Here is a 25,839-nt window from a genome sequence, read left to right on the forward strand (position 1 = left end):
GAGTTACGCCACCCATGGACGCTGTGACCCAGGTCCCCACCCCCGTCAACGAGCCGGTGCACGGCTACGCCCCCGGTACGCCCGAGCGCGCCCGGCTGGAGGCCAAGCTCAAGGAGCTGGCCGACAACCCGATCGACCTGCCCTGCACCATCGGCGGTGAGAAGCGGATGGGCGGCGGCGAGCGCTTCGACGTCGTGCAGCCGCACAACCACAAGGCCCGCCTGGGCACCTACGCCAACGCCACCCAGCAGGACGCCCAGGACGCCATCGACGCGGCCCTCGCCGCCGCGCCGGCCTGGCGTGCGATGGCCTTCGACGACCGCGCGGCGATCATCCTGCGCGCCGCCGAGCTGCTGGCCGGCCCCTGGCGCGAGACCATCGCCGCCTCCACCATGCTGGGCCAGTCCAAGACCGCCCAGCAGGCCGAGATCGACAGCCCCTGCGAGCTGGTCGACTTCTGGCGGTTCAACGTCCACTACGCGCGCGGCATCCTCGCCGAGCAGCCCCCGGCCAACTCCCCGGGTGTGTGGAACCGCCTCGACCACCGCCCGCTGGAGGGCTTCGTCTACGCGATCACGCCGTTCAACTTCAGCGCGATCGCCGCCAACCTGCCCACCGCGCCGGCCCTCATGGGCAACGTGGTGGTCTGGAAGCCGTCCCCCACCCAGACCCACGCCGCCGTGCTCCTCATGCGGCTCCTGGAGGAGGCCGGTCTGCCCAAGGGCGTCATCAACCTCGTCACCGGCGACGGCATCGAGGTCTCCAAGGTCGCCCTGGAGCACCGGGACCTCGCGGGCATCCACTTCACCGGCTCGACCAAGACCTTCCAGCACCTGTGGAAGACGGTCGGCAACAACATCGAGAAGTACCGCACCTACCCGCGCCTGGTCGGCGAGACCGGCGGCAAGGACTTCGTCGTCGCCCACCCGAGCGCCGACCCCGCGATCCTCAAGACCGCGCTGACCCGCGGTGCCTTCGAGTACCAGGGCCAGAAGTGCAGCGCCACCTCGCGCGCGTACATCCCGGCGTCGATCTGGAACTCCGGCTTCAAGGAGGAGTTCGCCGCCGAGGTCGACTACATCACCATGGGTGACGTCACCGACCTGTCGAACTTCATCGGCGCCGTCATCGACGAGCGGTCCTTCGCCAAGAACAAGGCCGCCATCGACCGCGCCAAGGAGGATCCGGCCTGCACGATCGTCGCGGGCGGCACCTACGACGACTCGGTCGGCTACTTCGTCCGCCCGACCGTCATCGAGTGCGACGACCCGGAGAACGAGGTGTTCCGCACCGAGTACTTCGGCCCGATCCTCGCCGTGCACGTCTACGACGACGAGAAGTACGACGAGATGCTGACCCAGATGGAGTCGGTCTCCGACTACGCCCTCACCGGCTCGGTCATCTCCGGCGACCGCGCGGCGGCGGCGTACACGATGGAGAAGCTGCGCTACGCGGCCGGCAACTTCTACATCAACGACAAGTCGACCGGCGCCGTCGTCGGCCAGCAGCCCTTCGGCGGCGGCCGTGCCTCCGGCACCAACGACAAGGCCGGCGCCCCGCAGAACCTGATGCGCTGGACCCTGACCCGCGCCATCAAGGAGACGCTGGTCCCGCCGACCGACTACGGCTACCCGCACATGGGCTGACGCCCACCCCGACCCCGGACGGGCCAGGTCACCCCCCGACCTGGCCCGTCCGGTGTTTTCGCAGGTGGGAGCGGTGTGGCCGGGCCTGCCGTCTCAGATAGTAGGAAGTCCGAGTAATTGTGCAGACAGGCGCGGTCCGCTCCTCTAGCTTTGTAGGAGCCGAACGACTCGCTCGATCAAGCGAACGGCGGTCGTGAGCCGGACCCCGCGCAGGCAACCCCTGCGGTCCGCCGCTCCCCGCCCCCTCGGCGTCTCGCAACCCCTTTCCGCACTCCACGTATGCCGAAGGAGTCGATGACCCATGGCCGAGACGACCGTCCGCCGCCGCGTCCGTCACACCTCCCGCACCAGCGAATCCGACCGCAAGAACGCCGCCGCCGCGCTCCAGCGCGCCCTCGACCGCAGGGACAACGGCGGTTCGACCGGCCACTGACACGCCGACGGCGTCCGCATGCCGGACACCGCATGTCATCCCGTGGGACGAGGAGTAGGGTGCCCGCATGTCTCGCAGCATCAATCTCGCAGTGATCCCCGGTGACGGCATCGGCCAGGAGGTCGTGGCCGAAGGTCTCAAGGTCCTCTCCGCCGTCCTCCCGCAGGATGTGAAGCTGGAGACCAAGGAGTACGACTTCGGCGCCAAGCGGTACCACGCCACCGGTGAGACCCTCACCGACGCCGACCTCGACGAGCTGAAGCGGCACGACGCCATCCTGCTCGGCGCCATCGGTGACCCGTCGGTCCCCTCCGGCGTCCTGGAGCGCGGCTTCCTGCTCAAGCTCCGCTTCGCCTTCGACCACCACGTCAACCTGCGTCCGTCGAAGCTCCTCCCGGGTGTCGCCACCCCGCTCGCCGGCCAGCCCGAGATCGACTTCGTCGTCGTGCGCGAGGGCACCGAGGGGCCGTACACGGGCAACGGCGGCACCATCCGCAAGGGCACGCCGCACGAGGTCGCCACCGAGGTGTCCGTCAACACGGCCTTCGGTGTCGAGCGCGTGGTCCGCGACGCCTTCGCCCGCGCCCAGGCCCGCCCCCGCAAGAAGCTCACGCTGGTCCACAAGAACAACGTGCTGACCTTCGCCGGCCACCTGTGGACGAACGTCTTCAACAAGGTGGCCGAGGAGTACCCCGAGGTCACCACCGACTACATCCACGTCGACGCCGCGACGATCTACCTCGTCACCGACCCGGCCCGCTTCGACGTCATCGTCACCGACAACCTCTTCGGCGACATCATCACCGACCTCGCCGCGGCCGTCTCCGGCGGCATCGGCGTCGCGGCCTCCGGCAACATCAACCCGGGCCGCGAGTACCCGTCCATGTTCGAGCCCGTGCACGGCTCGGCCCCGGACATCGCCGGTCAGGGCAAGGCCGACCCCAGCGCCACGGTCCTGTCCGTCGCCCTCCTGCTGCGCCACCTCGGCCACGACGCCGAGGCGGCCCGCATCGAGGACGCCGTCTCCGCCGACCTCGCGGAGCGCGGCGGCCTGCCCGCCCGCTCCACCTCGCAGATCGGCGACGCGCTCGCCGCACGAGTAGCCGGCTGACCCGGCGCCCCTCGAAAACATTCGAAGCCGCCGGGTCGCATCCGCACCCGGCGGCTTCCCCCGTCCCCGCCGGGTGCCACCATCGACCACCGGGCCGCGTTCCCCCTGTTCCTTCCGCCGTCGCCTCCGGGCGATAATCGGACGCGGAGCCGCGGAATGAGGGAATGCTCGGACGTCCTAGCACTGGCCACCGGCCGTACGGGCGTGTGCGCGGCCCGTCACTACAACCGGTGAAGGACAACCACTCATGACGACGCCCACGATCGAGCTCAAGCCCTCGGCGCACCCGCTCTCGGACGCAGAGCGCGAGGCGATCCTGGCCAACCCCGGGTTCGGCCGCCACTTCACCGATCACATGGTGACGATCAAGTGGACCGAGGGCCGCGGCTGGCACGACGGCCAGCTCGTCCCGTACGCGCCGATCTCCCTCGACCCCGCGACCACCGTCCTGCACTACGCGCAGGAGATCTTCGAGGGCCTGAAGGCCTACCGGCAGCCCGACGGTTCCGTCGCCACCTTCCGTCCCGAGAAGAACGCCGAGCGCTTCCAGCGCTCCGCCAAGCGCCTCGCGATGCCCGAGCTGCCGGTCGAGACCTTCATCGAGGCGTGCGACGCCCTCGTCACCCAGGACAAGGCGTGGGTGCCGGCGCACGGCGGCGAGGAGTCCCTCTACCTGCGCCCGTTCATGATCGCGACCGAGGTCGGGCTGGGGGTGAAGCCCGCCAACGAGTACCTGTTCCTGGTCATCGCCTCCCCGGCCGGCGCCTACTTCCCGGGCGGCGTGAAGCCCGTCTCCATCTGGGTCTCGGAGGACCGCGTCCGCGCCGTCCCCGGCGGCATGGGCGACGCCAAGACCGGCGGCAACTACGCGGCCTCCCTGCTCGCTCAGGCCGAGGCCGCCGCCAAGGGCTGCGACCAGGTCTGCTACCTCGACGCGGTCGAGCACCAGTGGGTCGAGGAACTGGGCGGCATGAACCTGTACTTCGTCTACGGCGACAAGATCGTCACCCCCGCCCTCAGCGGCTCCATCCTGGAGGGCGTCACCCGTGACTCCCTGCTGGGCGTCGCCCGCGACCTCGGCTACGAGGCCGTCGAGGAGCGCGTCTCCGTCGAGCAGTGGCAGCGCGACTCGGAGAACGGCACCCTCACCGAGGTCTTCGCCTGCGGTACGGCGGCCGTCATCACCCCGGTCGGCACGGTGAAGCGGGCGAGCGCCGAGTGGCAGCAGAGCGGCGGCGAGCCCGGCGAGGTCACCCTCCGCCTGCGCCGGGCGCTGCTGGACATCCAGCGGGGTACGGCCGAGGACAAGCACGGCTGGATGCACCGGCTGGCATAGGGCGCCGTCGTCGGCGGGTCACCGGGGGCTCCGCCCCCGGGCCCCCGGCCCTTGCCCACCCGTCACCCGACTCGGTCCGTCAAAAGCGGGCCTCCCCGGGGACTCCGCCCCGTGCCCCCTCCCGGCCTAAACGGCCTCGTCCTCAAGCGCCGGACGGGTCACGGGGGTTGTCGTGCCCCGGTTCCCTCCGACGGTGCCGGGGGCCGACAGCGCGTACGCCGCGCCTCCCACCACTCCCGACAGCAGGAAGCTCGCGTCCACCCCGCCCGTGAGCGCCACCAGCGGGCCCTCGTACGACGGCAGGGACACCGCCAGCACGCCGACGACCGCGCCGAGCGCCCAGGACGCCGTGGCCGGGATGTTCCAGCCGGCGGTGTACCAGTAGATCCCGCCCCGTGCGCGGCGGTTGAAGACCTGGAGCGCGTCGGCGTCGTACACCCCGCCGCAGCGGACGAAGCCGATCAGCGTGATCACCGCCCACGGTGTGCCGACCGCGGTGAGCAGCAGCACGAACGACGTCATCGCGTCCTGGGCCGTCGACAGGTAGTGCCCGGTGAACACGCAGACCGTGGCGACCACGGCGACGACGTACGTGGCCGTCGCACGGGAGGCGCGTGGCACGATGGCGTCCAGGTCGAGGCCCATCGAGTAGAGCATCAGACCCGCGTTGCCGACCGAGCCCGCGGAGGCGGCCAGCAGCAGCGGCACCAGGTACCAGCCGGGGGCGGCGTCGACCAGTGGACCGGCGTAGTCCAGCGCGGCGCGCGCCGCGTACGCCGTGAAGGTGCCGAACAGTTGCGGCACCAGCAGACCCAGCATCAGCCCCAGCCAGGTCGCGTGCAGCACCCGGCGGGAGGAGAAGCGGGCGGGGGAGACGTAGCGGGTGTAGTCGCCGAGCAGGGTGATGAAGGCGATCGGCCCGGACAGCCCGGCCGCCACCGCGGACAGCAGCCAGGTCGGCCAGTACCCGCCCAGCAGGTAGCCGCCGGCCTCCGGCAGCGCGGCGGTGGTGAAGTCGGGCGCGTAGGCGATCACGCCCAGGACCAGCAGGGCCGTCATGCCGAACGCCAGCACCCGCGACATCGCGAGGAGCACCCGGTAGCCGTAGACCGCGCCCGCCACGGTCGCCGCGGCGAGCAGCCCGTAGACGACGGTGTAGGACGCCTCGCCGGACGGCAGTCCGACCAGCCGTTCGAGCGCGCCCACCATCACGTCCCCGCCGATCCACACGGTCAGCGCGGTGTACCCGAGCGCCAGCAGCAGCCCGACCACCGAGCCCACCAGCCGCCCGCGCACGCCGAACTGGGCGCCGGAGGAGGTGGACAGGTTGGTCGCCGTGCGCAGCGAGACCAGCGCCAGCGGGGCGGTGAACAGCGTGCCGACGACCGTGCCCGCGATCACCGAGCTCACCGACGACCACCAGTCCAGTCCGAAGGACGGCGGCAGCCAGCCGAAGACGATCACACCCAGACAGAGGTTGGACCCCAGCAGGATCGAGACGAGGTCCCGCGGCCCGCTGGTGCGTTCCGCCTCGGGGACGGTGTCGACTCCGCGCTGTTCCATCAGCATGACTGGTCTCCTCCGAACGGCCGCATGGTGTTAGAGCGACGTTCAATGTGACGGTTGGTCGTGGTCGCCGTCAACGGTTCCGTTCCAGGAATTCCGCGTTTAGAGTGATGCTCTAAATGAGGGAAGGCAAGGAGGTGCCGCGTCGTGAGACTGACCCCCACGGAACGTGACCGGCTGCTGCTCTTCGGGGCCGCCGAGCTGGCCCGGGCCCGCCGGGCCAGGGGGCTCCGGCTCAACGTCCCCGAGGCGACGGCCCTGATCGCCGACACCGTGTGCGAGGCCGCCCGCGACGGCGCGCGCCTCGCCGAGGCCGTCGAGCGCGCCCGGTCGGTGCTCGGACCCGACGACGTGCTGCCCGGAGTGGCGGACGTGGTCACCGAGGTGCACGTCGAGGCGGTCTTCGACGACGGCTCCCGGCTCGCGGTCGTCTCCGCCCCGATCGGCGGCGGGCTGGGGGAGCGGGCCCCGGGGGCACTGCTGCCCGGCCCGCCGCACACCGAGCCCGGGCCGGTGGTGCGGCTGACGGTCACCAACACCGCCACCGTGCCCGTTTCGGTGACCTCCCACTTCCATTTCTTCGAGGCCAACCCGCGCCTGGACTTCCGGCGGGCCGACGCCTACGGCATGCGGCTCGCCGTGCCCGCCGGGTCGTCCGTGCGCTTCGGCCCGGGCGGGACCCGCGAGGTCGGACTCGTGCCGATGGGCGGCGCACGTGTCGCCGTCGGCTTCGCCGGACTGGTCGACGGACCGCTGGACGCTCCGGGAGCCAAGGAAGAGGCGCTGCGCCGGGCGGCGGCCTGCGGATACCTCGGTGCCGCACACGACGGGCCCGAAGGAGGCGGACGGTGAGCCGCTCGAAGGGACGCGAGATCAGCGAGTCCGTCCGGACCGACCCCCACGCCTACGCGGCCACCCACGGCCCGCGCGCCGGGGACCGCGTCCGGCTCGGCGACTCCGGGCTGACCGTCCGCGTAGAGTCCGACGCCCAGCGGTACGGCGACGAGTTCCTCGCCGGCTTCGGCAAGACCGCCCGCGACGGGCTGCACCTGAAGGCCGCCGCCGTACGGGAGACCTGCGACGTCGTCATCAGCAACGTGGTGGTGATCGACGCGGTGCTGGGGATCCGGAAGGTCTCGATCGGGATCAGGGAGGGGCGGATCCGCTCGATCGGACGGGCCGGGAACCCCGACACCCTCGACGGCGTGGACGTCGTGGTCGGCACGGGGACCTCGATCGTCTCCGGCGAGGGACTGATCGCCACCGCCGGAGCCGTCGACACACACGTCCATCTGCTGTCGCCGCGCATCATGGAGGCGTCGCTGGCCTCCGGGGTCACCACGATCATCGGCCAGGAGTTCGGCCCGGTCTGGGGCGTCGGCGTCAACTCGCCCTGGGCGCTGCGGCACGCCTTCGGCGCCTTCGACGCCTGGCCGGTCAACATCGGCTTCCTGGGCCGGGGTTCCTCCTCCCACGAGGCGCCGCTGATCGAGGCGCTCGCCGAGGGCGGCGCGTCCGGCTTCAAGGTGCACGAGGACATGGGCGCCCACACCCGGGCCCTGGACACGGCGCTGCGGGTCGCCGAGGAGCACGACGTCCAGGTGGCCCTGCACAGCGACGGACTGAACGAGTGCCTCTCCGTCGAGGACACCCTGCGGGTGCTGGAGGGGCGCACTATCCACGCCTTCCACATCGAGGGCTGCGGCGGCGGACACGTCCCCAACGTCCTGAAGATGGCCGGCGTGCCGAACGTCATCGGCTCCTCCACCAACCCCACCCTGCCCTTCGGCCGGGACGCGGTCGCCGAGCACTACGGCATGATCGTCTCCGTCCACGACCTCAAGACCGACCTGCCCGGCGACGCGGCCATGGCCCGCGACCGCATCCGCGCCGGGACCATGGGCGCCGAGGACGTGCTGCACGATCTGGGCGCCATCGGCATCACCTCCTCCGACGCGCAGGGCATGGGCCGTGCGGGCGAGACGGTCCGCCGTACCTTCGCCATGGCCGGGAAGATGAAGGCCGAGTTCGGTGCGCCCGAGGACCACGACAACGAGCGGGTCCTGCGGTACATCGCCAAGCTGACCATCAACCCCGCGATCGCCCACGGCCTCGCCCACGAGGTGGGCTCGATCGAGACCGGCAAGCTCGCCGACATCGTGCTGTGGCGGCCGGAGTACTTCGGCGCCAAACCCCAGTTGGTGCTCAAGGCCGGCTTCCCCGCGTACGGGGTGGTCGGCGACCCCAACGCGGCGACCGACACCTGCGAACCCCTCGTCCTGGGACCGCAGTTCGGGGCGTACGGCGCCACGCCCGCCGACCTCTCGGTCGCCTTCGTCGCGCGGGCCGCCTTCGACCAGGGGCACGACACCATGCCGACCCGGCGCCGCAGGGTCGCCGTGCGCGGCACCCGCGGCATCGGCCCGGCGGACCTGCGCCTGAACTCCCGTACCGGGGCCGTCGACGTCGACCGGCGCACCGGCCTCGTCACCCTCGACGGGGAACCGCTCCGCTCCCGGCCCGCCGACTCGGTCTCCCTCAACCGCCTCTACTTCCTCTGAGGACCCACATGAACACGCCCGCGTCCGACGGCTTCCGCATGCCCGCCGAGTGGACCCCGCACGAGCGCACCTGGATGGCCTGGCCCGGCCCCAACCACACCTTCGCCGACCCCGGCGAACTGGACGCCGCCCGGACCGCCTGGGCGTCGGTGGCCCGCGCGGTCCGCCGCTTCGAGCCGGTGACGGTGGTGTGCGGCACCGGCCAGTCGGACGGGGCGCGGGCGCTGCTCGGCCCCGGCGTCGACACCGTCGAGCGGGACCTCGACGACGCCTGGATGCGCGACATCGGGCCGACCTTCCTCACCGACAGCGCGGGCCGGCTGGCCGCCGTCGACTGGACGTTCAACGGCTGGGGCGCCCAGGAGTGGGCCCGCTGGGACCACGACGCGAAGATCGCCGCGTACGTCTCGGACCTCACGGGGGCGCGGACGTACGCCTCGCCCCTGGTCAACGAGGGCGGCGCGATCCACGTCGACGGCGAGGGCACGGTGCTGCTCACGGAGACGGTCCAGCTCGGCCCGGAGCGCAACCCCGGCTGGTCCCGCGAGCGGGTCGAGGCGGAGATCCACGCCCACCTCGGCACCCGCAAGGCGATCTGGCTGCCGCGCGGCCTCACCGGCGACTATCCCCCGCACGGCTTCGGCACCCTCGGCCATGTGGACATCGTCGCGGCCTTCGCCCGCCCCGGTGTGGTCGTGGCCCATGTGCAGCCCGACCCGGCGCACCCCGACCACGAGGTCACCAAGGAGACCGTCGGCCTGCTGAGGTCGCAGACGGACGCGCGCGGCCGCCGACTGGAGGTCGTCGAGGTCCCCGCCCCGACCGTCCTGGAGGCCGACGGGCGCTGGGCCGACTACTCCTACATCAACCACTACCTCTGCAACGGCGGCGTGGTGCTCTGCGGCTTCGACGACCCCCGGGACGAGATCGCGGCCGGGATCTTCCGGCGGCTGTTCCCCGGGCGGACCGTGACGACGGTGGACGCGCGGCCGGTCTTCGCGGGCGGCGGCGGCATCCACTGCATCACCCAGCAGCAGCCGAAGACGGCGGTCGGGTAGAACAGACGGGTGAACGTACTGCTCTGCGCGGCCGACGGCCGACGGCCGACCGGGCCGGTCCGCCGGCCCGACGAGATGCCCGGGTACCCCGGCTGGGACGGGTTCCCGGGCCCGGATTGCCGACGGCACGGCCCGCCGAGCGTTCCGCGGGGGACGTACGTGGTCGACCCACCGCCCTCCGGGGCGCCGTTCGAGCCGGTCGGCCCCGACGAGGAGTACGACGGGATCGTGCCCGGCGGCACGTGGATGTCCGACGAGCGGGGCTCCCTGGTCTCCGCCGGGCCGCGCGGCACCTGTGTGCCGCACCCGGACGACGTCGTGGACATCGCCCCGCGTCCCGTCCGGCGCCGTCCCGTCGGCTGCCGCGGTCCGGCCGGGCGGGCCGGGACCGACCACGTCCGCGCGTGCGGGGCCGAGGCGGCGATCGTGGCCGCCGGCCGCACCAGTGGCTACGGGGCCCGGCTCGTCCCGGACGCCGTCCGCGTGGAGGCCGCCGCGTGAGCGCCCGCCGTCGTACCCCCGCGCCGCCCCGCGAGGACGTCCTCGCGACCGCCATGGCGATGATCGCCGAACGCGGCCTGGAACAGCTGACCATGGCGGCTCTCGGCAGGGAAGTCGGCATGAGCAGCGGTCACCTGATCTACTACTTCAGGTCCAAGGACGAGCTGCTGCTGCGCACCCTGGAGTGGAGCGAGGGCCGCCTCGGCGCCGAGCGCGCACGGTTGCTCGCCCGTCCCGACAGCGCGCGCGAACGCCTCGACGCCTACGTCGGTCTGTACGTTCCGGGCGGCCACCGCGATCCGCACTGGACGCTGTGGCTGGAGGTCTGGAACCGCTCGCAGAACGCCGGAACCGACGCCCGCGACCGGCAGGCCGCCATCGAGGGTGCCTGGCACCGCGACCTGGTGGCGCTGCTGGCCGAGGGCATCTCCCGGGGCGAGTTCCGCCGGGTCGACCCGGACCGTTACGCGACCCGCCTCCGTGCGCTGCTCGACGGCCTCTCCACCCATGTGGCGATCGGCCTGCGCGGCACGAGCCGGCCCCAAGTGCTCACCCACGTGGAGGAGTTCCTCGCCGAAACACTCCTCGCGGACGTCTGAGCTCTTGCCCGGGCCGTGCGCGAATCGGCGGATCGACCGGCCGACCGGCCATGCGGTCGGCTCGGTCGGGTCCTCGGCGCGGGGCCGGGGACGGGCGTCCACGGGGAGCGGGGGAAACACGCGGAGAGCCGTACGAGGGGTGTCCGCCGCGGTGGCCGAGGGGGCCGTGGTGGCGACGGCGGCACTGTCCGCGTCGGCCGCCCCGGCGTGGGGGAGAGAGACCGAGCGCGTCAACGTCTGCGTGACCGGTGCACAGGGGTCCGCGGACTCGCTGACGGCGTAGGCGAGCGGTGACACGGCCGTCACGTCGTCCCACGTCGTCTTCGAGCCGGACGCGGACAACCTGGTCCCGGGGGACACCGACGGCCTGCGGGACGTCTTCGTCCGCCGCCCGCGCCGGCCACGCACCGCCCGCATCCTGAGACGGATCGTGAGCGCGGGGGCGGATTGTGCCAGACTGCCCCCGTGCTCTCGTTCGCCACGATTATTGGCAGCAGGCGCGCCGGTCCGCAGTGACCGCACGTACGACACGGTACGGGCGGACACCGTCGTCCTCGACCCGCGCGCAGACCTCTCGCACCCGCGAGAGGTTTTTCTGTTTCCTGGCCCCACCCGCGGCCGGGAACGGGGCGCGAGGGACCATGGGGGAACGGTGGAACCGGTCATTCCGGTAGACCGAGATCAACTCAGGAGCCTTCAGACCATGACCGCAACCAGCGAGCCCGACGACTCGTTCCACGTCTTCGACACCACCCTGCGCGACGGCGCCCAGCGCGAGGGCATCAACCTCACGGTCGCCGACAAGCTCGCCATCGCACGGCACCTGGACGAGTTCGGCGTGGGCTTCATCGAGGGCGGCTGGCCCGGCGCGAACCCGCGGGACACCGAGTTCTTCGCCCGCGCCCGGCAGGAGATCGAGTTCCGGCACGCGACGCTGGTCGCCTTCGGCGCCACCCGCCGCGCCGGCACCAGCGCCGCGAAGGACCCCCAGGTCAGGGCGCTCCTCGACTCCGGCGCACAGGTGATCACGCTGGTCGCGAAGTCCCACGACCGCCATGTCGAGCTCGCCCTGCGCACCACCCTCGACGAGAACCTGGAGATGGTCCGCGACACGGTCTCCTTCCTCAAGGGGGAGGGCCGCCGGGTATTCGTCGACTGCGAGCACTTCTTCGACGGCTACCGCGCCAACCCCGAGTACGCGAAGTCCGTGGTCCGCGCCGCCTCCGAGGCCGGCGCCGACGTCGTCGTCCTGTGCGACACCAACGGCGGCATGCTCCCGGCGCAGATCCAGGCCGTGGTCTCCACCGTGCTCGCCGACACCGGCGCCCGGCTCGGCATCCACGCCCAGGACGACACCGGCTGCGCGGTCGCCAACACCCTCGCCGCCGTCGACGCGGGCGCCACCCACGTCCAGTGCACCGCCAACGGCTACGGTGAGCGGGTCGGCAACGCCAACCTGTTCCCGGTCGTGGCCGCCCTGGAGCTGAAGTACGGCAAGCAGGTCCTGCCCGAGGGCCGGCTGCGCGAGATGACCCGCATCTCGCACGCCATCGCCGAGGTCGTCAACCTCACCCCGTCCACGCACCAGCCGTACGTCGGTGTCTCCGCCTTCGCGCACAAGGCGGGCCTGCACGCCTCCGCGATCAAGGTCGACCCGGACCTCTACCAGCACATCGACCCCGAGCAGGTCGGCAACACCATGCGGATGCTCGTCTCCGACATGGCCGGACGCGCCTCCATCGAGCTCAAGGGCAAGGAGCTCGGCATCGACCTCGGCGGCGACCGCGAACTGGTCGGCCGGGTCGTCGAGCGGGTCAAGGAGCGCGAGCTCAGGGGCTACACGTACGAGGCGGCCGACGCCTCCTTCGAACTGCTGCTCCGCGCGGAGGCCGAGGGCAGGCCGCTGAAGTACTTCGACGTCGAGTCCTGGCGCGCGATCGTCGAGGACCGCCCCGACGGCACCCACGCCAACGAGGCCACGGTGAAGCTGTGGGCCAAGAGCGAGCGCATCGTCGCCACCGCGGAGGGCAACGGCCCGGTCAACGCCCTGGACCGCGCCCTGCGCGTCGCCCTGGAGAAGATCTACCCGCAGCTCGCCAAGCTGGAGCTGGTCGACTACAAGGTCCGCATCCTGGAGGGCAAGCACGGCACCCAGTCCACCACCCGCGTCCTGATCTCCACGTCCGACGGGGCGGGGGAGTGGTCGACGGTGGGCGTCGCCGACAACGTCATCGCCGCGTCCTGGCAGGCGCTGGAGGACGCGTACGCGTACGGGCTGCTGCGGGCCGGGGTGGAACCGGCCGCGTAGGGAGCGCCGAGGGCGACGGGCCCGGCAGGTCCGCCGGGTCTGGCAGGTCCGGCGGGGCGGTACCGGAATCCCCGCCGGACCTGATGTCTGTTTAGCGCCTGTTTGGGTACTTTTGAATGTATGGAGGCCACGCCGACGCGTATCCACATACGTCTGATACGCCTGCTGATCGTGCCGGTGGCCGCCGCGCTGGCGGTCCTGATGGCCGGTGCGCCGGGGGCGCAGGCGGCCACGGACCTCTCCGAGATCGCCCGCGAACTGCGCGAGAGTCCCGTCTACGTCGACCCCGAGGCCCGGGACATCCTGGCGGAGTCCGACGCCGAGGCCCTCGCCGACAAGATCGAGGACGCGGACGAACCCGTCTTCGTGGCGGTCCTCCCGGCGGACTACCCGACGCAGGACCTCTTCCGGAACCTGCGCACCGAGACCGGCGTCACCGGTCTGTACGGCATCCGCCTCGGCGACGAGTTCGACGCGCGTGCCGACAGCAGCGTGCTCAGCCGCCAGGGCGTGCGGAACCTGGTCCAGTCGGTGCAGGGCACCGGTGACGCCAAGGCCCAGTTGAACGACTTCGTCGACAACGCGCTGCGCAGCACCGGCGGCTCCGCGCCGAACTCGTGGAGCGACGGGTCCGGCGGTGACGTCCCGGTCGGCGGGCTGATCACCGTCGGAGCGCTGGTGGCGGCCGGCGGCGCGGGCATCTACGCCGTGTCCCGCCGCAACCGGCGGCGCCACGAGGAGGAGCAGCGGACCGCGCTGGAGAAGCTGCGGGTGGTGGTGGACGAGGACATCACCGCGTTCGGCGAGGAACTCGACCGCCTCGACTTCCACCCCGGCGAACGGGGCGCGGACGACGCGATGCGCGCGGACTACGCGCACGCGCTGGACGCCTACGAGAAGTCCAAGTCGCTCATGGCCGCGGCCCGCAAACCGGAGGACGTCCGGGCCGTCACCCAGGCCGTGGAGGACGGCCGCTTCGCCCTCGCCTCCCTCGCCGCCCGGCGTGCGGGACGCCCGCTGCCGGAGCGCCGCCCGCCCTGCTTCTTCGACCCGCGCCACGGCCCCTCGGTCGCCGACGCCGTCTGGACGCCGCCGAGCGGTGCCGAGCGCGAGGTCCCGGTGTGCGCGGCCGACCGGGCCCGGCTGGCCGACGGCCTCGACCCCGCCGTCCGCGAGGTCGACACCGAGTACGGGCGCCGCCCCTACTGGGACGCCGGTCCCGCCTACGGCCCCTGGGCCGGCGGCTACTTCGGCGGTGGCCTGCTGCCCGGCCTGCTCGTCGGCACCATGCTCGGCGGCATGATGGCCGGCCCCGCCTACGCGGCCGACTACGGCGCCGGCTACGGCGACTTCGGCGGCTACGAGGGCGGCGACGTCTCGGGTGCCGACTTCGACGGCGGGGACTTCGGCGGCGACTTCGGCGGAGGCGGCGGCTTCGGCGGCGGGGACTTCGGGGGCGGCGGGGACTTCGGCGGAGGGTTCTGACCGGCTGGGGGATCCTGCCTCGGCCATCCGCGTTCCACCGCGTACCGCTCCCCGGCGGCATGCCACCACCCGGGCGGTGACGTGCCGCCCGGGACGACGGAGCCGGCCTGCCCAGGACCCAGCCCGAGCCGTCCCAGCGCCTCCGCGTCGACGGACACGGTGATCCACCCCCGCCACCGCCCGTCACGCCCCGGCCCGCACGTGTGATCCAGCCGCAGCTCCTCCGCGGTGAACGGCATCCAGTCGATCCCCCGCTCACGCAGTCAACCGCGGACGGCCGCCCAGGGGTGAAGGCGACCCGGCAGGTTCTCGTACTCGGCGACGACGACCCACCCGGGCCGTGAGAGCGCACTGCTGACTGTCATACCGGCCATGATGCGCCTTCCCCGTGACCCGAACGCGCCGCCGACCATTAGGGAAGCGTAGTTCCGGGAAACGTACTTCCTCAATGCGCGGAGGCGCCCGTGGTGCATCGTCCCCTGCTCGACCTGCCCAAGCCCGCTGACATGTTCGACGCTGGCCGCTCGCGGGACCGACACCTCGGCCGTACGGCCCGCCTGCTACAGCGGGGCCGGGTTCACCGACGAGCTGAAGCGGCGGAGAAGCGTGGTGAGGTCGTGCTCGTGGACCTGGAGCGGCTGTACCACGGGGAGTGAGACCACCGGTCCAGGTGCGCTCCGGGAGACCTTCGAAGCCGGTTCTCGTGGTCGCCTTTGGCTTGGTCCGCTCCGGCACGGGGGCGACTTCTGTTACTTCGCCTGGGAAGCTCTTCCCTCGTTCGGCATCTTTGCGCCACATGAGTGACGAGATATCCGCTGTTGGATTCAGTAAGCGCTTTCTACAGTGATCGCAATCCGCGAGGGCCAGAGCGCCAGGGGAGTCGCATGCTGATCCGATCATTGGCCGAGCTTGCCGGTTCCCGGTACGAGGTCGACTGGGGCAACGGCACCAGTGTCCGCCTCCTCACCGCCGTGGACGAGATGGGTTTCACCGTGTGCCACACGGTGGTCCGGGCGGGTACGTCCTCGCTCCTCGAGTACCGTTCACACCTGGAGGCATGCTTCTGCCTGTCGGGGTCAGGGGAGATCACGGACACAGTGGGCAACAGCCACCGGATCGTCCCGGGTGTGCTCTATGCGCTGGACCGGCACGACCGGCACCGTCTGCGCGCGGATCCGGACGGTGACATGACGCTGCTCAGCGTCTTCAACCCGCCGTTGCAGGGCACGGAACGTCACACACTCCATCGCGAGAAGGCGTCGTCCTACTGATGACCGGCCTGATGCACGACGCCGCTTCGGGCGTCACCGGGCACGGCGTACCGCTCGTCGGGTTGTTCGAGGCGAACGCGGCGCGGCACCCCGCACGCGCCGCCGTGACGCTGGACGGCGTCACCGTCACCTACGGAGCGCTGAACGAACTCGCCGACTCGTACGCGGCGCGGCTGCTCGGTCTCGGCCTCGGCGCCGGCGACCGCGCGGTGATCTACGCGGACCTGTCCCTCGACGTCGTAGCGGCGACTCTCGGGATCCTCAAGGCGGGTGCATGCCTGGTCACCACGCATCCGACGTTCTCGCGGCGCAAACTGGTCCATCAGACCCGTGCCTGTGACGCCGCCGTCCTGGTCACCGACCGGGCAGGGGCTCTGGGGGACCTCTTCGCCGACACCGGGCTGTCCGCCGTGCTCCCCCTGGGCACCGGCGGACCGCCCGGCGAGCCGAGGCCACGGCCGCGTCCGCTCGGGCGCCCCAGGAAGGGGCCGGGCATACCGGTCGTGGGTCCGCCGGCCGCCGTGTTCTACACGTCGGGTTCCACCTCGTCGCCGAAGGGCGTGACGATCGGCCACCGCACCATGACGGCGGCCTTCGAAGCCGTCACCTCCTCCCTCGGTCACACCGCCGACGACGTGGTGTTGAGCTGCACGCCCATCGGCTCCGACTTCGGCTTCTACAACATCGTGCTGCCGCTGGCCTTCGGCGGTCGGGTGGTGTTGCTGCGGGGCCTCAGCGCGCGTCCGCGGGAGGTGTGGGAGACGATCGGCCGCGAGGGTGTCACCGCGGTCCACGGCTTTCCTTCCCTGCTCGCCCATCTGTGCCGGCTCGGCGGCCTCGGCCGGGACCCGCGCCCGTCCCTGCGCTTGTTGGCCAGCACCGGACAGCGCCTCCCCGCGGAACACATCAGGACCCTGCGTGAGGCACTCCCCGATGTGCCGATTCACTCGATGTACGGGCTCACCGAGTGCAAACGCGTGTGTGCCCTGCCGCCGGAGGAGATCGACCGCCGTCCAGGTTCCGTCGGTGGACCCGTCCCCGGTGTGCGCGCCTACCTCGTGGACGGCACCGGCGCTCTGGTCGAGGAACCCGGTGTGCCCGGTGAGCTGGCGGTCGCGGGCGACCAGGTGATGCAGGGCTACTGGGGCGACCCCGAGCTGACCGGCCGTGTCCTGCGCACCGGTTTGTTCGGCGAGGACAGGGTGCTGTTCACGGGCGATCTGTTCACCCGTGACGAGGACGGCTTCCTGCACTGGGTCGCCCGCGGGGACGACACCTTCAGCCGCTCGATGTTCAAGGTGAACCCGCACGAGGTCGAAGCGCGGCTCAGACAGCACCCTTCGGTGGCCGACGCCGCCGTGGTACCGGTGCCGGACGAGGAGGCGGGGGAGGTGCCCGCGGCCTGTGTCGTGCTCCGTGACAGCCACGCACCCGACGCCGAGGAACTGCGCCGCCACTGCGCCGAGCGTCTCGACTGGCACATGGTGCCCGCGCTCGTGGTCTTCCACGACGAGCTTCCGCGCACCGAGTCCGGCAAGACCGACCGGCGGTCCCTGCGGCAGGCACTCACCCAGCCGGCTCCCGGGCCCGTGGGCGACGGTCCCGGCGAGTACGTGGCGTCGTCCTCGATGACCGGCCTCGCCGACCGCTTCGACGCGATCGCGACCGGGCAGGACCAGGTGCCACGGGTGCCGGTGCGCTCCACGATCCGCGGCGCCGTCACCGACCGCCTCCTCTTGGAGTACCAGGACGCGATGGTAGAACGCTCAGGTCCGCTCTTCCGGCACTTCCTGGCCAGTGTGCCTGGCGTTCTGGAGGAACTGTCCCGGGTCGGCGTCGCGCTGGCCCGCCTGGCCGGACGCCGCGTACAGCGTGATGGGCACGGCCTGACCTTCTACGAGGCGGACGCGTTCGACGGCAGCAACGGGCGCACCCTGGCGGCCTTCGCCGACGGCCGCGTCACCACCCTGACCAGCTCGCCCAACCGGGCCAACGAACGGTGGTTCCGCACCTGGGCGGACCCGGCCCGCTCCCGCTACTTCCCCGGCTCGCTGTTCCACCTCGACCGCGCCGGGCTGCGGGCGGCGCCGCAGTACGAGCCGTTCCGCGACGGCTTCGACGTGGTCTACGAGACGGCCGCGTTCCAGTTCTACGGCAAGGACCGCGCGGCGCAGATCGAGCACCTCACCGAGGTGCTCAGGCCCGGCGGCCTGGCGTTCTTCCTGGAGAAGCTGAATCACCCCGACCCGCTGGAGTACGAGCGCCGGGAACGTGTCAAGGACGAAGTACACAAGGCGCGTTACTTCACCGTCGAGGAGATCGAGCGCAAGCGGCAGGAGATGCTGACGCGGATGGTGGACGGCCAGGTGGAGTTCGACGACCTGGTGGGGGCGCTCGGCGACCGCTTCTCGCACGTCCACCTCCTGTGGAACGGCACCAACTTCTACGAGTTCGTGGCGAGTGACGACGCCGGGATGCTCACGGAGTTCCTGGAGCTGGTGGGGCAGCCGTTCATCCCGGACGGTTTCTGCTTCGAGGACCCGGTCGTGCGCCGGGTCGGAGGGCACGGCGGGACGGTGCCGAGGTGAGGGGCGCGGACGCACCCGTCGAGAGCGCCGACCCGGAGGTGCTCGCCGTCCTCGACACGCTCGTCGGCCGATGGGGCGGCCGGGCCGCCGAGACGGAACGAGAACGCCGGCTGCCGGATGCGACCGTCGCCGAGCTGCTCGACGCCGGGCTGCTCCAGCTCGCCGCGCCACCACGCTTCGGCGGGCCGGGGCACGGCTGGCCCACAGTGGTGGAGGCGGCCCGGCGTGCGGCCAGGGCCTGTCCGTCCACCGGGTGGGTCATCGGAGTCGTCGGCGGACACGCCGCACTGGCCGGGCGGCTACCGCTGACGGCCGCCGAGACCGTCTTCACGGCGGGTGTCCGGCAGGTGTTCGCGACGGCGTCCGCAGCGGCCGACGGACGTTTCACCCGTGTCCCCGGTGGCTTCGAGGTGGCAGGCCGGTGGCGGTTCTGCTCCGCCGCCGACCACGCCGACTGGTTCCTCCTAAGCGGCCACGGCGACGATCCGACGGACCGGGTGCTGGTTCCGCTCCCCGCCGGGAAGGTGCGGATCGAGGACGGGTGGGACGTCTGCGGGATGGCCGGCACAGGATCGCGGGACATCACGGTGGGCCGCGTCTTCGTGCCCGAGGCACTGACCGTCTCCCTGTCGAGCTGCTTCGCCGGGCGGTCGCCGTCCGGCACCGGGCCCTCGCCGTACTACCTCGACGAGGTGCCGTTCCTGCCGTACGTCAACAGTTGTGTCATCGGCCCGGTGCTCGGCTGCGCCGAGGGCGCCTTCGCGGCCTGCCTGACCCGGTTCGCGCGGGGCACCGGCGGGTCGCGTCCGCTGGAACAGCCGCTGGTACGGGACGGGCTGACGGAGAGCGCGGCGGAACTGGCCTGCGCCCGGCACCTGTACGAGGACGTGTGCGCACGCCTGCACGCGGAGGGAACCGCCCGACGGGCCCTTCCCCCCGAGGACGCCGCCGCGATCGGCAGGGACCGTGCCTATCTGGCCCGCCTGTGCGTCCGCTCCGTACACCGGCTGATCCAGATGGCCGGGACGGCCGCCCACTTCGCCGACGACCCGCTCGCCCGGCACTGGCGCGATCTGCAGATGATGGCGGCCCACCGAGACCTGAACTGGGCCCGTAACGCGGCGGCGTACGCGTCGGCGGCCTTCACCGCCGACGGGGCCGGAAGGCCCGGCGACGCCACCGGGCCGGTTCCCGACGGCACGCGGACCACCGGCGGCCCCGTCCCGTCCGGTCCCGACGGCGGGCGGCTGCCCGCCGAGGAGGGTCGTGGCCAAGCCGTATGATCCATCCGCACAAGACTTCCTTCCTGCGGCGGGAGGGCCGTTGGCTGCTGGGCGGCTTCCTGCTGTTCCTGCTCTCCTCCTTCGGCCAGACCTTCTTCGTCTCGCTCTTCGCCGACGACATCCGTGACAGGCACGGCCTTACCCACGGCTCCTACGGTGTTCTGTACATGGCGGCCACCCTGCTCGGCGCGATCGCCCTGACCAGGACGGGGCACCTGGTCGACCGCCACCCGGCGCGCCGGGTCGTCCTCGTGAGTGCGCCGCTACTGGCGCTGGGAGCCGTGGCGATGACCTGGTCGGCGGACCTCTTCACGCTGTTCGGGGCCCTCGTCCTGCTGCGGCTGTTCGGGCAGGGCATGATGACGCACACCGCGTTCACCGTGCTGGGCCGCTGGTTCACCCGGCAGCGGGGACGGGCGGTGTCCCTGGCTGCCCTGGGCCTGAACACGGGCGAGGCGGCCCTGCCCGCCCTGGCCGTCGCCCTGTCGGGCGCCGCCGGATGGCAGGCCGTGTGGTGGGCGGCCGGCACGCTGGTGACCGCCGTGGGCTTCGCCGTCGCGGCGCTGTTCAGGACGGAGCGCACACCGCACCCCGCGGACGGCTCCGCGGACCCGGAGGCGCCTGCCGCCGGCTGGACCCGGGCCGAGGTACTGCGGGACCGGTGCTTCTATCCCCTGCTGCTCGCCACCGCGGCGCCCGCGCTGATCGGCAACACGGTCTTCTTCCACCAGGCCCACCTGGCGGAGACGCGCGGCTGGTCGCTCGGGGTGCTGGCGTCGGCGTTCCCGCTCTACGCGGTCCTGACCGTGCTGTGCAGTGTGGCCAGTGGTTTCCTGCTGGACCGGATCACCGGGCTCGTGCTGCTGCCGGTCTTCCTGCTTCCGCTCGGCGGCGGACTGCTGCTGCTCGGTACCGTCACCGCCCCGTGGAGCGCGTACGCCTTCATGGCCCTGTACGGCGTCACCAACGGCCTCTCCCTGACCCTGTTCGGCGCCGTGTGGCCCGAGGTCTACGGCACCCGGCACCTGGGCGCCATCCGGTCGGTGGTGGTGGCGGTCCTGGTCTTCGCCTCGGCGCTGGGCCCCGGCGCGGGCGGCCTGCTGCTCGACGCCGGTGTCGGCCAGCCGGTCCAGTTCGTCGCGCTGGGCGGGTACTGCCTCGTGGCGTCCGCGCTCGTCACCCCCGTCGTCCGGCGGTTGCGAGCCCGCGGCGCCGCCGTCCTGCGCTGAGGGAGCGGCGGCCGGGCAGGCGTCGGCCCGGACGCCTTGTCGGGCTCCGGGCCGTTGCCGTGGTGAACTCGGGACCCCGAAGGGCCGGCGAAGGTCACGCCTGCTTGATCGCCGAGATGTCGAAGTTCAGCTTGATCTTGTCGGAGACCAGGACGCCGCCCGTCTCCAGCGCCGCGTTCCAGGTCAGGCCCCACTCGGAGCGCAGGATCTCCGCCTTGCCCTCGAAGCCGACGCGCTCGTTGCCGAAGGGGTCCTTCGCGGCGCCGTTGAACTCCAGGTCGATGGTGAGCGGCTTGGTGGTGCCCAGGATGGTCAGGTCACCGGTGATGCGGTAGTCGTCGCCGCCGAGGGCCTCCGCCTTGGTGGAGCGGAAGGTCATGGCCGGGAACTCGTCCGTCTTGAAGAAGTCGGCGCTCTTCAGGTGGCCGTCACGGTCGGCGTTGCCCGTGTCGATGCTCTCCATCACCACGTCGATGGTGGCGGTGGAGGCGGCCGGGTCGGCGCCGTCCAGGTGCAGCGTGCCGGTGAAGTCCTGGAAGCTGCCCTTGATGTTGGTGACCATGGCGTGCCGGGCGACGAAGCCGAAGGTGGAGTGCGCGGGGTCGATCGTGTACTCGCCGGTCAGCGCGGCCAGGTCCGGGTTCACCGCGGTGGTGGTGGTCGCGGTGGCGGTCTCGTTGTCCTTGCGGCCGAAGATGCCCATGGTGTTCCTCCTGAGGGGATGAGGTTTAATGTTCAACTAACCCAACGAGGTCCACCGTAGACCTATTCCCTTTAACTTTCAACATGTTTGGTGAAAGTGGCGAGATTGGGCCGCCGCGACGGGTGGTACCCGCCGGTCGTGTCCTCGGTCGCGGTCCTGGTGGAGCTGGTGCGGCACGATACGTCGGGCGGCCAGGTGAAGTGCTGGGAGCACTTCGCGCGGAGTGCCGCCCGCCTCCCGGAGCGCCTGCCCGACGGCTCCGGCGGCACACCTCTCGACCTGACCGTCTACTTCCTCGGTGAACGCGAGCGGGTCGAGCCGCTCTCCCCGCACGTCCGGCTCGTCATGCTCCGGCCGGTGCTCAGCTCGGCGGCGACGCGCTCGGCCGACCGCGCGGAGGACGTCTGCGACCTCGCGCCGTACCACCCGCGGCTCGCCGCCCTGCTGCCCCGCCACGACGTCTGGCACCTGACCCACGGCTTCGCCTTCGCCGCCACCGCCGTACGGCTCCACCGCCACGCGGCCCGGCGGTCCGCCCCACGGCCCCGGCTCATCGGCTCCGTGCACACCGACGTACCGCTGCTGGCCTCCGTCTACGCCCGCTATCTGGCCGAGCGGTGGCTGCCCGGGAGCCATCCGAGGGTGGAGGACCTGCTCGCGGACCGGGCCGAGAGCGCGCTGCGCCGACGCCGGGACCGGCTGCTGGACCCCTGCGAACGCGTCCTCGTCCCGACCCCGGAGGGGCGCGCGGAACTCGCCCGCGTTCTCGGGCCGCACCGGGTCGCCCTGCTGCGCCGGGGTGTCGACCACGAACTCTTCCGGCCCGACCCCACCGCGCGGGACTGGCTGACACGCGCGTACGGCGTCCCGGACGACCGCCCGCTGGTGCTGTTCGCCGGCCGGCTGGACGCCAGCAAAGGCGTGCCGCTGCTGACCGAGAGCGTCCGGCTGCTGCGCGCCCGGGGCGACGCCCCGCACCTGGTCATGGCGGGTTCCGGTGCCGAGGAGGACGCCGTACGCCGCAGGCTCGGCCGGGACGTCACCCTGCTCGGGCCGCTCCCGCAGGACCGGCTGGCGCGGGTGTACGCCGGCTGCGACGTCTTCGCCTTCCCGTCCCGTACGGAGACCAGCGGCAATGTCGTCGCCGAGGCGATGGCGTGCGGGCTGGCGGTGGTCCTGCCCGAGGGCGCGCACACCACCCGCTGGCTGGCCGCGCCGGGGCTCGACGGCATCGTCGTCCCGGCCGACTCCCCGGTGGCCTGGGCGGACGCCCTGCACCCGCTGGTCGGCCAGCCCGCCGCGCGGGAGGCGGTGCGGCGTCGGGCCGTGGAGACGTCCCGGACCGCCCATCCCAGCTGGGACCGGGTACTCGAGGAGGACCTCCTCCCGGTCTGGACCCAGCCGGCCCGTACGCCACGGCGGGCCGGCTTCCGTACGGCTTGAGCCGGCGGCCCGCACGGGCACACACCATGGGCGCCTGCGCGCCCGCCGCCGGGTTTCTTCGCCCCCGCCGCCCCTTCCCTTCCCGTCCCCGGGGGCTTCGCCCCCAGACCCCCGTTCGCGCAGTTCCCCGCGCCCCAGGGGCGCGGGGAACTGCGCGAACAGCCACGATGCGGCCCGCAGTCGCCGTACGACAGAACCACCCGTGCGCTTCCGCGAACAACCCGGCACCGGTCACTCGTCAGCGGCCCGGTGCCGGGCGTGTGACGCCGCGATGACCGGTGACGTGTCCAAGGCCGTGATGCCCGTTGCGACCAAGGCCAGACCCGCCAGCGTCGCCGCCGAGGCCGGCCAGCCCGTGTGGACCGTCTCGTCGAAGAGGAGCGTGCCCATGGCCACCGCGACCACCGGCTCCGTCGCGTCCAGGACCGTCATGGTCGCGGCCAGCGGGCCCTGCTGGAAGGCGCTCTGGATGAGCAGCAGGCCGCCCACGCTGGCCGCGACGAGGGCGTAGGTCTGCCAGGCGGCCAGGGCCGTGAGCGGTCCGTGCCGGAGCCGGTCCACCGTCGCGGCCAGCAGGACGGACTGGGTGCCCATCACCGCCCCCGCGGCGAGCGCCGTCGCCGAGGCCCGCCAGGGGCCGGACAGCATCCGCGCGGTCACGAGCGCGCCGCACACCACGGCTGCGACCGCGCCGACGGCCAGCAGCCAGGACAGCGGGCCGGCCGCCCGGGGGTCGCCGCCGTGCGGGCGGGCGGAGAGCAGCGCCAGCGCCAGTCCCGCCGCCACCGCGAGCGTGCCGGACCACTCCCGCCGGCCCAGCCGCAGCCGGTACAGCCGTGCCGACAGCGGGACCGCGAAGACCAGCTCGGCGACGATCAGCGGCTGCACCAGACTCAGCGGCCCGAACGCCAGCGCCAGCGACTGGAATCCGTACGCCACCACGGCCAGCCCGATCCCGCACAGCCACAGGGGATCCCGCGCCAGCCGCCCCAGCAGCCGCGCGGTGAGCGCCTCCGCGTCCGGCCGCGTGGCCGCCGCCCACTGCTGCAGGACCCCCGCGACGGCGAAACACACACCGGCGGCGAGCGAGGCGAGGACGGCGATCGCCATGACGGAACAGCCCCGGGAGCGGGCTAGTCGGGTGTCCGGTCGGTCGGTGCGCCCCGTGTCGCCCCCCGCGTGTGGACGTACAGCTTGCGCCGGTCGCCGACGTCGAGGCGCTGGGGGAGCGGCAGCTCGTGGCGCACCGGCCGTGCGTGGTCGGCGAGTTGCCGGCGCGGGTTGTAGACCTGGTTGAACTTCCACAGCATGCGGGCGAAGTTGGTCTGCCCGTGCAGCAGGTTGCGGCCGAGCACGCGCGCCGCGCCGAACGCCGTGCGCACCCCCAGGTGTTTGCGGTTGATGACCGCCTGGGTGCGCACCAGCTCCTCGTAGAAGCGCTCCAGCGGCAGCGTGGTCGGCACCACCGCGTGCTGGATGTCGAAGAGGCGGTAGTCGCGGGTGGTGAGCCGACGCGACTCGGTGTGCCAGATCTCCGTACCCGGATACGGCGTCATCACCGTGAAGTGCACGATCTCCGGCACGGCCAGCGCGAACTCCCGCACCACGCGGAAGCGTTCCTCGTCCCAGGCCGGATCCACGATCAGATTGATCGCGACCTTGATGCCGAGCCGCCGGGCCGTCTCCAGCGCCTTCAGGTTCTCGTCCGGGCTGACCCGCTTGCGGTACAGGTCGAGCCCCTCGGCGTCGATCGCCTCCATGCCGAGGAACATGTAGCGCAGCCCCAGCCGGGCCCACCGCTCGAACACCTCGGGATGGCGCAGCAGGACGTCGGCGCGCGTCTCCAGGTAGTACTTCTTGCGGATGCCGCGCCGCTCCACCTCGGCGGCGATGGCGTTGCCGTGCTCGGGCCGGATGAACGCGACGTCGTCCACGATGAACACGTTCGGCTCGCGGACCCTCGCCAGGTCCTCCGCCGCCGCCTCGGGCGAGGCCTTGCGGTAGCTGCGGCCGTAGAACGTCCACGCCGAGCAGAACGAGCAGTCCCAGGGACAGCCGCGGGTGAACTCGATGGACGCGCACGGGTCGAGCTCGCCGATGAAGTAGCGGCGCCGGCTGCGCATCAGATCGCGGGCCGGGAGCGGTCCGTCGATGCTGTGCAGCATCAGCGGCGCCGGTCCGCGCCCGGCCGCCGTGACGACGCCCGGCACGCCCTCCACCCCGCCGTCGCGCACCGCCTCCAGCAGCGGGGCCATCGCCGGCTCCCCCTCTCCGCGGACCACCGCGTCGACCGCGCCCTCCGCCTGTTCGATGACCTCCTCGGCGACGAACGAGACACTGTGCCCGCCGAAGAACACGAAACAGCCCGGCACCTCCCGCTTCACCCGCGCGGCCAGCGCGATCGCCTCGGGGATGTTCGCCAGGTAGTTGAGGGAGACGCCGAGCGCCTCCGGACGGAAGGACCGCACCTCGTCGCGCAGCCGGTTCACGCCCAGCACCTGGAGGTCGACGACCCGGACCTCGTGACCGGCCTCGCGGGCGGCGCCCGCCACCCGCTCCAGGCCCAGCGGTTCGAGCCGGAGGAAGATCTCGGAGTACATCAGGGCGCTGGGGTGGACGAGCAGCAGACGCATGGGGACCTCGCCACGGGGTCGGACGGACCGGGTACGGAAGGGTGTCCCCTTCGTATCCCGGCACACGCGGCCGCGTACCCGCCAT

General features: G+C 72.2%; 21 protein-coding genes. 17 read left to right on the forward strand and 4 right to left on the reverse strand.

Annotated features, from left to right (window positions below; translation table 11 throughout):
* Positions 1–14 precede the first annotated feature (14 nt).
* The 4 genes from pruA to AMK33_RS31540 all read left to right on the forward strand — a co-directional run bounded on the left by pruA (position 15) and on the right by AMK33_RS31540 (position 4,526).
* Entirely contained in the window at positions 15–1,646 is a 1,632-nt protein-coding gene (gene pruA, locus AMK33_RS31530; protein ID WP_073936421.1) for an L-glutamate gamma-semialdehyde dehydrogenase, read from the forward strand.
* A gap of 301 nt (positions 1,647–1,947) precedes the next feature.
* Positions 1,948–2,079 carry a hypothetical protein gene (locus tag AMK33_RS44805; protein WP_106982032.1) on the forward strand — a complete coding sequence of 44 codons (132 nt, stop codon included), beginning with the start codon at positions 1,948–1,950 and terminating at the stop codon, positions 2,077–2,079.
* Between the two features lie 67 nt (positions 2,080–2,146).
* Entirely contained in the window at positions 2,147–3,190 is a 1,044-nt protein-coding gene (locus AMK33_RS31535) for a 3-isopropylmalate dehydrogenase (protein ID WP_073936422.1), read from the forward strand.
* Between the two features lie 247 nt (positions 3,191–3,437).
* On the forward strand, positions 3,438–4,526 hold the full coding sequence (locus AMK33_RS31540; protein ID WP_073936423.1) for a branched-chain amino acid aminotransferase: 1,089 nt from the start codon (positions 3,438–3,440) through the stop codon (positions 4,524–4,526).
* A 126-nt stretch (positions 4,527–4,652) separates the two neighbouring features.
* Here the strand turns inward: AMK33_RS31540 and AMK33_RS31545 are convergent, their stop codons facing one another.
* Positions 4,653–6,095 (reverse strand): cytosine permease, encoded by a 1,443-nt coding sequence (locus AMK33_RS31545; protein ID WP_235618260.1) that lies wholly within the window; start codon positions 6,093–6,095, stop codon positions 4,653–4,655.
* A gap of 144 nt (positions 6,096–6,239) precedes the next feature.
* Here AMK33_RS31545 and ureA point away from each other — a divergent pair, with 144 nt between their 5' ends.
* The 12 genes from ureA (at position 6,240) to AMK33_RS31605 (ending at position 20,975) form a co-directional block, all read left to right on the forward strand.
* Positions 6,240–6,944 carry an urease subunit gamma gene (gene ureA, locus AMK33_RS31550; RefSeq protein WP_073936424.1) on the forward strand — a complete coding sequence of 235 codons (705 nt, stop codon included), beginning with the start codon at positions 6,240–6,242 and terminating at the stop codon, positions 6,942–6,944.
* On the forward strand, positions 6,941–8,653 hold the full coding sequence (locus tag AMK33_RS31555; RefSeq protein WP_073936425.1) for an urease subunit alpha: 1,713 nt from the start codon (positions 6,941–6,943) through the stop codon (positions 8,651–8,653). The genes ureA and AMK33_RS31555 overlap by 4 nt, the downstream gene beginning before the upstream one ends.
* 8 nt (positions 8,654–8,661) lie before the next feature.
* Positions 8,662–9,711: an agmatine deiminase family protein gene (locus AMK33_RS31560; RefSeq protein WP_073936426.1), complete on the forward strand. Its 1,050-nt coding sequence runs from the start codon at positions 8,662–8,664 to the stop codon at positions 9,709–9,711.
* A gap of 9 nt (positions 9,712–9,720) precedes the next feature.
* The gene (locus AMK33_RS31565) at positions 9,721–10,212 is read left to right on the forward strand and encodes a hypothetical protein (protein WP_073936427.1); all 492 of its coding nucleotides are present in this window, start codon (positions 9,721–9,723) and stop codon (positions 10,210–10,212) included.
* 53 nt (positions 10,213–10,265) lie between these two features.
* Entirely contained in the window at positions 10,266–10,811 is a 546-nt protein-coding gene (locus tag AMK33_RS31570) for a TetR/AcrR family transcriptional regulator (RefSeq protein WP_079195049.1), read from the forward strand.
* A 703-nt stretch (positions 10,812–11,514) separates the two neighbouring features.
* Positions 11,515–13,119: a citramalate synthase gene (cimA, locus tag AMK33_RS31580; RefSeq protein WP_073936429.1), complete on the forward strand. Its 1,605-nt coding sequence runs from the start codon at positions 11,515–11,517 to the stop codon at positions 13,117–13,119.
* A 120-nt stretch (positions 13,120–13,239) separates the two neighbouring features.
* Positions 13,240–14,604: a hypothetical protein gene (locus AMK33_RS31585; protein ID WP_073936430.1), complete on the forward strand. Its 1,365-nt coding sequence runs from the start codon at positions 13,240–13,242 to the stop codon at positions 14,602–14,604.
* Positions 14,605–15,068: 464 nt separating this feature from the next.
* Positions 15,069–15,260, forward strand: a complete 192-nt coding sequence (locus AMK33_RS43095) for a hypothetical protein (protein WP_167748601.1) — start codon at positions 15,069–15,071, stop codon at positions 15,258–15,260.
* A gap of 228 nt (positions 15,261–15,488) precedes the next feature.
* On the forward strand, positions 15,489–15,875 hold the full coding sequence (locus AMK33_RS31590; protein ID WP_073936431.1) for an ectoine synthase: 387 nt from the start codon (positions 15,489–15,491) through the stop codon (positions 15,873–15,875).
* Positions 15,875–18,463, forward strand: a complete 2,589-nt coding sequence (locus AMK33_RS31595) for an AMP-binding protein (RefSeq protein WP_201263113.1) — start codon at positions 15,875–15,877, stop codon at positions 18,461–18,463. The genes AMK33_RS31590 and AMK33_RS31595 overlap by 1 nt, the downstream gene beginning before the upstream one ends.
* Positions 18,460–19,746 (forward strand): acyl-CoA dehydrogenase family protein, encoded by a 1,287-nt coding sequence (locus tag AMK33_RS31600; protein ID WP_073936432.1) that lies wholly within the window; start codon positions 18,460–18,462, stop codon positions 19,744–19,746. The genes AMK33_RS31595 and AMK33_RS31600 overlap by 4 nt, the downstream gene beginning before the upstream one ends.
* Positions 19,743–20,975 (forward strand): MFS transporter, encoded by a 1,233-nt coding sequence (locus AMK33_RS31605; protein ID WP_073936433.1) that lies wholly within the window; start codon positions 19,743–19,745, stop codon positions 20,973–20,975. The genes AMK33_RS31600 and AMK33_RS31605 overlap by 4 nt, the downstream gene beginning before the upstream one ends.
* Positions 20,976–21,069: 94 nt before the next feature.
* Here AMK33_RS31605 and AMK33_RS31610 read toward each other — a convergent pair whose 3' ends face one another.
* Positions 21,070–21,678 carry a YceI family protein gene (locus AMK33_RS31610; RefSeq protein ID WP_073936434.1) on the reverse strand — a complete coding sequence of 203 codons (609 nt, stop codon included), beginning with the start codon at positions 21,676–21,678 and terminating at the stop codon, positions 21,070–21,072.
* 138 nt (positions 21,679–21,816) lie between these two features.
* Between AMK33_RS31610 and AMK33_RS31615 the strand changes: the two genes are divergently transcribed.
* On the forward strand, positions 21,817–23,121 hold the full coding sequence (locus tag AMK33_RS31615; RefSeq protein ID WP_073936476.1) for a glycosyltransferase: 1,305 nt from the start codon (positions 21,817–21,819) through the stop codon (positions 23,119–23,121).
* Between the two features lie 231 nt (positions 23,122–23,352).
* Here the strand turns inward: AMK33_RS31615 and AMK33_RS31620 are convergent, their stop codons facing one another.
* Both AMK33_RS31620 and hpnR read right to left on the reverse strand, forming a co-directional pair.
* The gene (locus tag AMK33_RS31620) at positions 23,353–24,231 is read right to left on the reverse strand and encodes a DMT family transporter (RefSeq protein ID WP_073936435.1); all 879 of its coding nucleotides are present in this window, start codon (positions 24,229–24,231) and stop codon (positions 23,353–23,355) included.
* Between the two features lie 23 nt (positions 24,232–24,254).
* A complete protein-coding gene (gene hpnR, locus AMK33_RS31625) occupies positions 24,255–25,754 on the reverse strand; it encodes a hopanoid C-3 methylase HpnR (protein ID WP_073936436.1) in 1,500 nt (499 codons plus the stop codon).
* Positions 25,755–25,839: the final 85 nt, after the last annotated feature.

Origin of the sequence: Streptomyces sp. CB02400, assembly GCF_001905725.1 — a bacterium.
GTDB classification, from domain to species: domain Bacteria; phylum Actinomycetota; class Actinomycetes; order Streptomycetales; family Streptomycetaceae; genus Streptomyces; species Streptomyces atrovirens.

Bases quoted from the DNA above. Each gene is read 5' to 3' on its own strand.
- pruA (WP_073936421.1), top strand. From the start codon at position 15: ATGGACGCTGTGACCCAGGTCCCCACCCCCGTCAACGAGCCGGTGCAC.
- AMK33_RS44805 (WP_106982032.1), top strand. From the start codon at position 1,948: ATGGCCGAGACGACCGTCCGCCGCCGCGTCCGTCACACCTCCCGCACC.
- AMK33_RS31535 (WP_073936422.1), top strand. From the start codon at position 2,147: ATGTCTCGCAGCATCAATCTCGCAGTGATCCCCGGTGACGGCATCGGC.
- AMK33_RS31540 (WP_073936423.1), top strand. From the start codon at position 3,438: ATGACGACGCCCACGATCGAGCTCAAGCCCTCGGCGCACCCGCTCTCG.
- AMK33_RS31545 (WP_235618260.1), bottom strand. From the start codon at position 6,095: ATGCTGATGGAACAGCGCGGAGTCGACACCGTCCCCGAGGCGGAACGC.
- AMK33_RS31560 (WP_073936426.1), top strand. From the start codon at position 8,662: ATGAACACGCCCGCGTCCGACGGCTTCCGCATGCCCGCCGAGTGGACC.
- AMK33_RS31570 (WP_079195049.1), top strand. From the start codon at position 10,266: ATGGCGATGATCGCCGAACGCGGCCTGGAACAGCTGACCATGGCGGCT.
- cimA (WP_073936429.1), top strand. From the start codon at position 11,515: ATGACCGCAACCAGCGAGCCCGACGACTCGTTCCACGTCTTCGACACC.
- AMK33_RS31585 (WP_073936430.1), top strand. From the start codon at position 13,240: ATGGAGGCCACGCCGACGCGTATCCACATACGTCTGATACGCCTGCTG.
- AMK33_RS31590 (WP_073936431.1), top strand. From the start codon at position 15,489: ATGCTGATCCGATCATTGGCCGAGCTTGCCGGTTCCCGGTACGAGGTC.
- AMK33_RS31595 (WP_201263113.1), top strand. From the start codon at position 15,875: ATGACCGGCCTGATGCACGACGCCGCTTCGGGCGTCACCGGGCACGGC.
- AMK33_RS31605 (WP_073936433.1), top strand. From the start codon at position 19,743: ATGATCCATCCGCACAAGACTTCCTTCCTGCGGCGGGAGGGCCGTTGG.
- AMK33_RS31610 (WP_073936434.1), bottom strand. From the start codon at position 21,678: ATGGGCATCTTCGGCCGCAAGGACAACGAGACCGCCACCGCGACCACC.
- AMK33_RS31620 (WP_073936435.1), bottom strand. From the start codon at position 24,231: ATGGCGATCGCCGTCCTCGCCTCGCTCGCCGCCGGTGTGTGTTTCGCC.
- hpnR (WP_073936436.1), bottom strand. From the start codon at position 25,754: ATGCGTCTGCTGCTCGTCCACCCCAGCGCCCTGATGTACTCCGAGATC.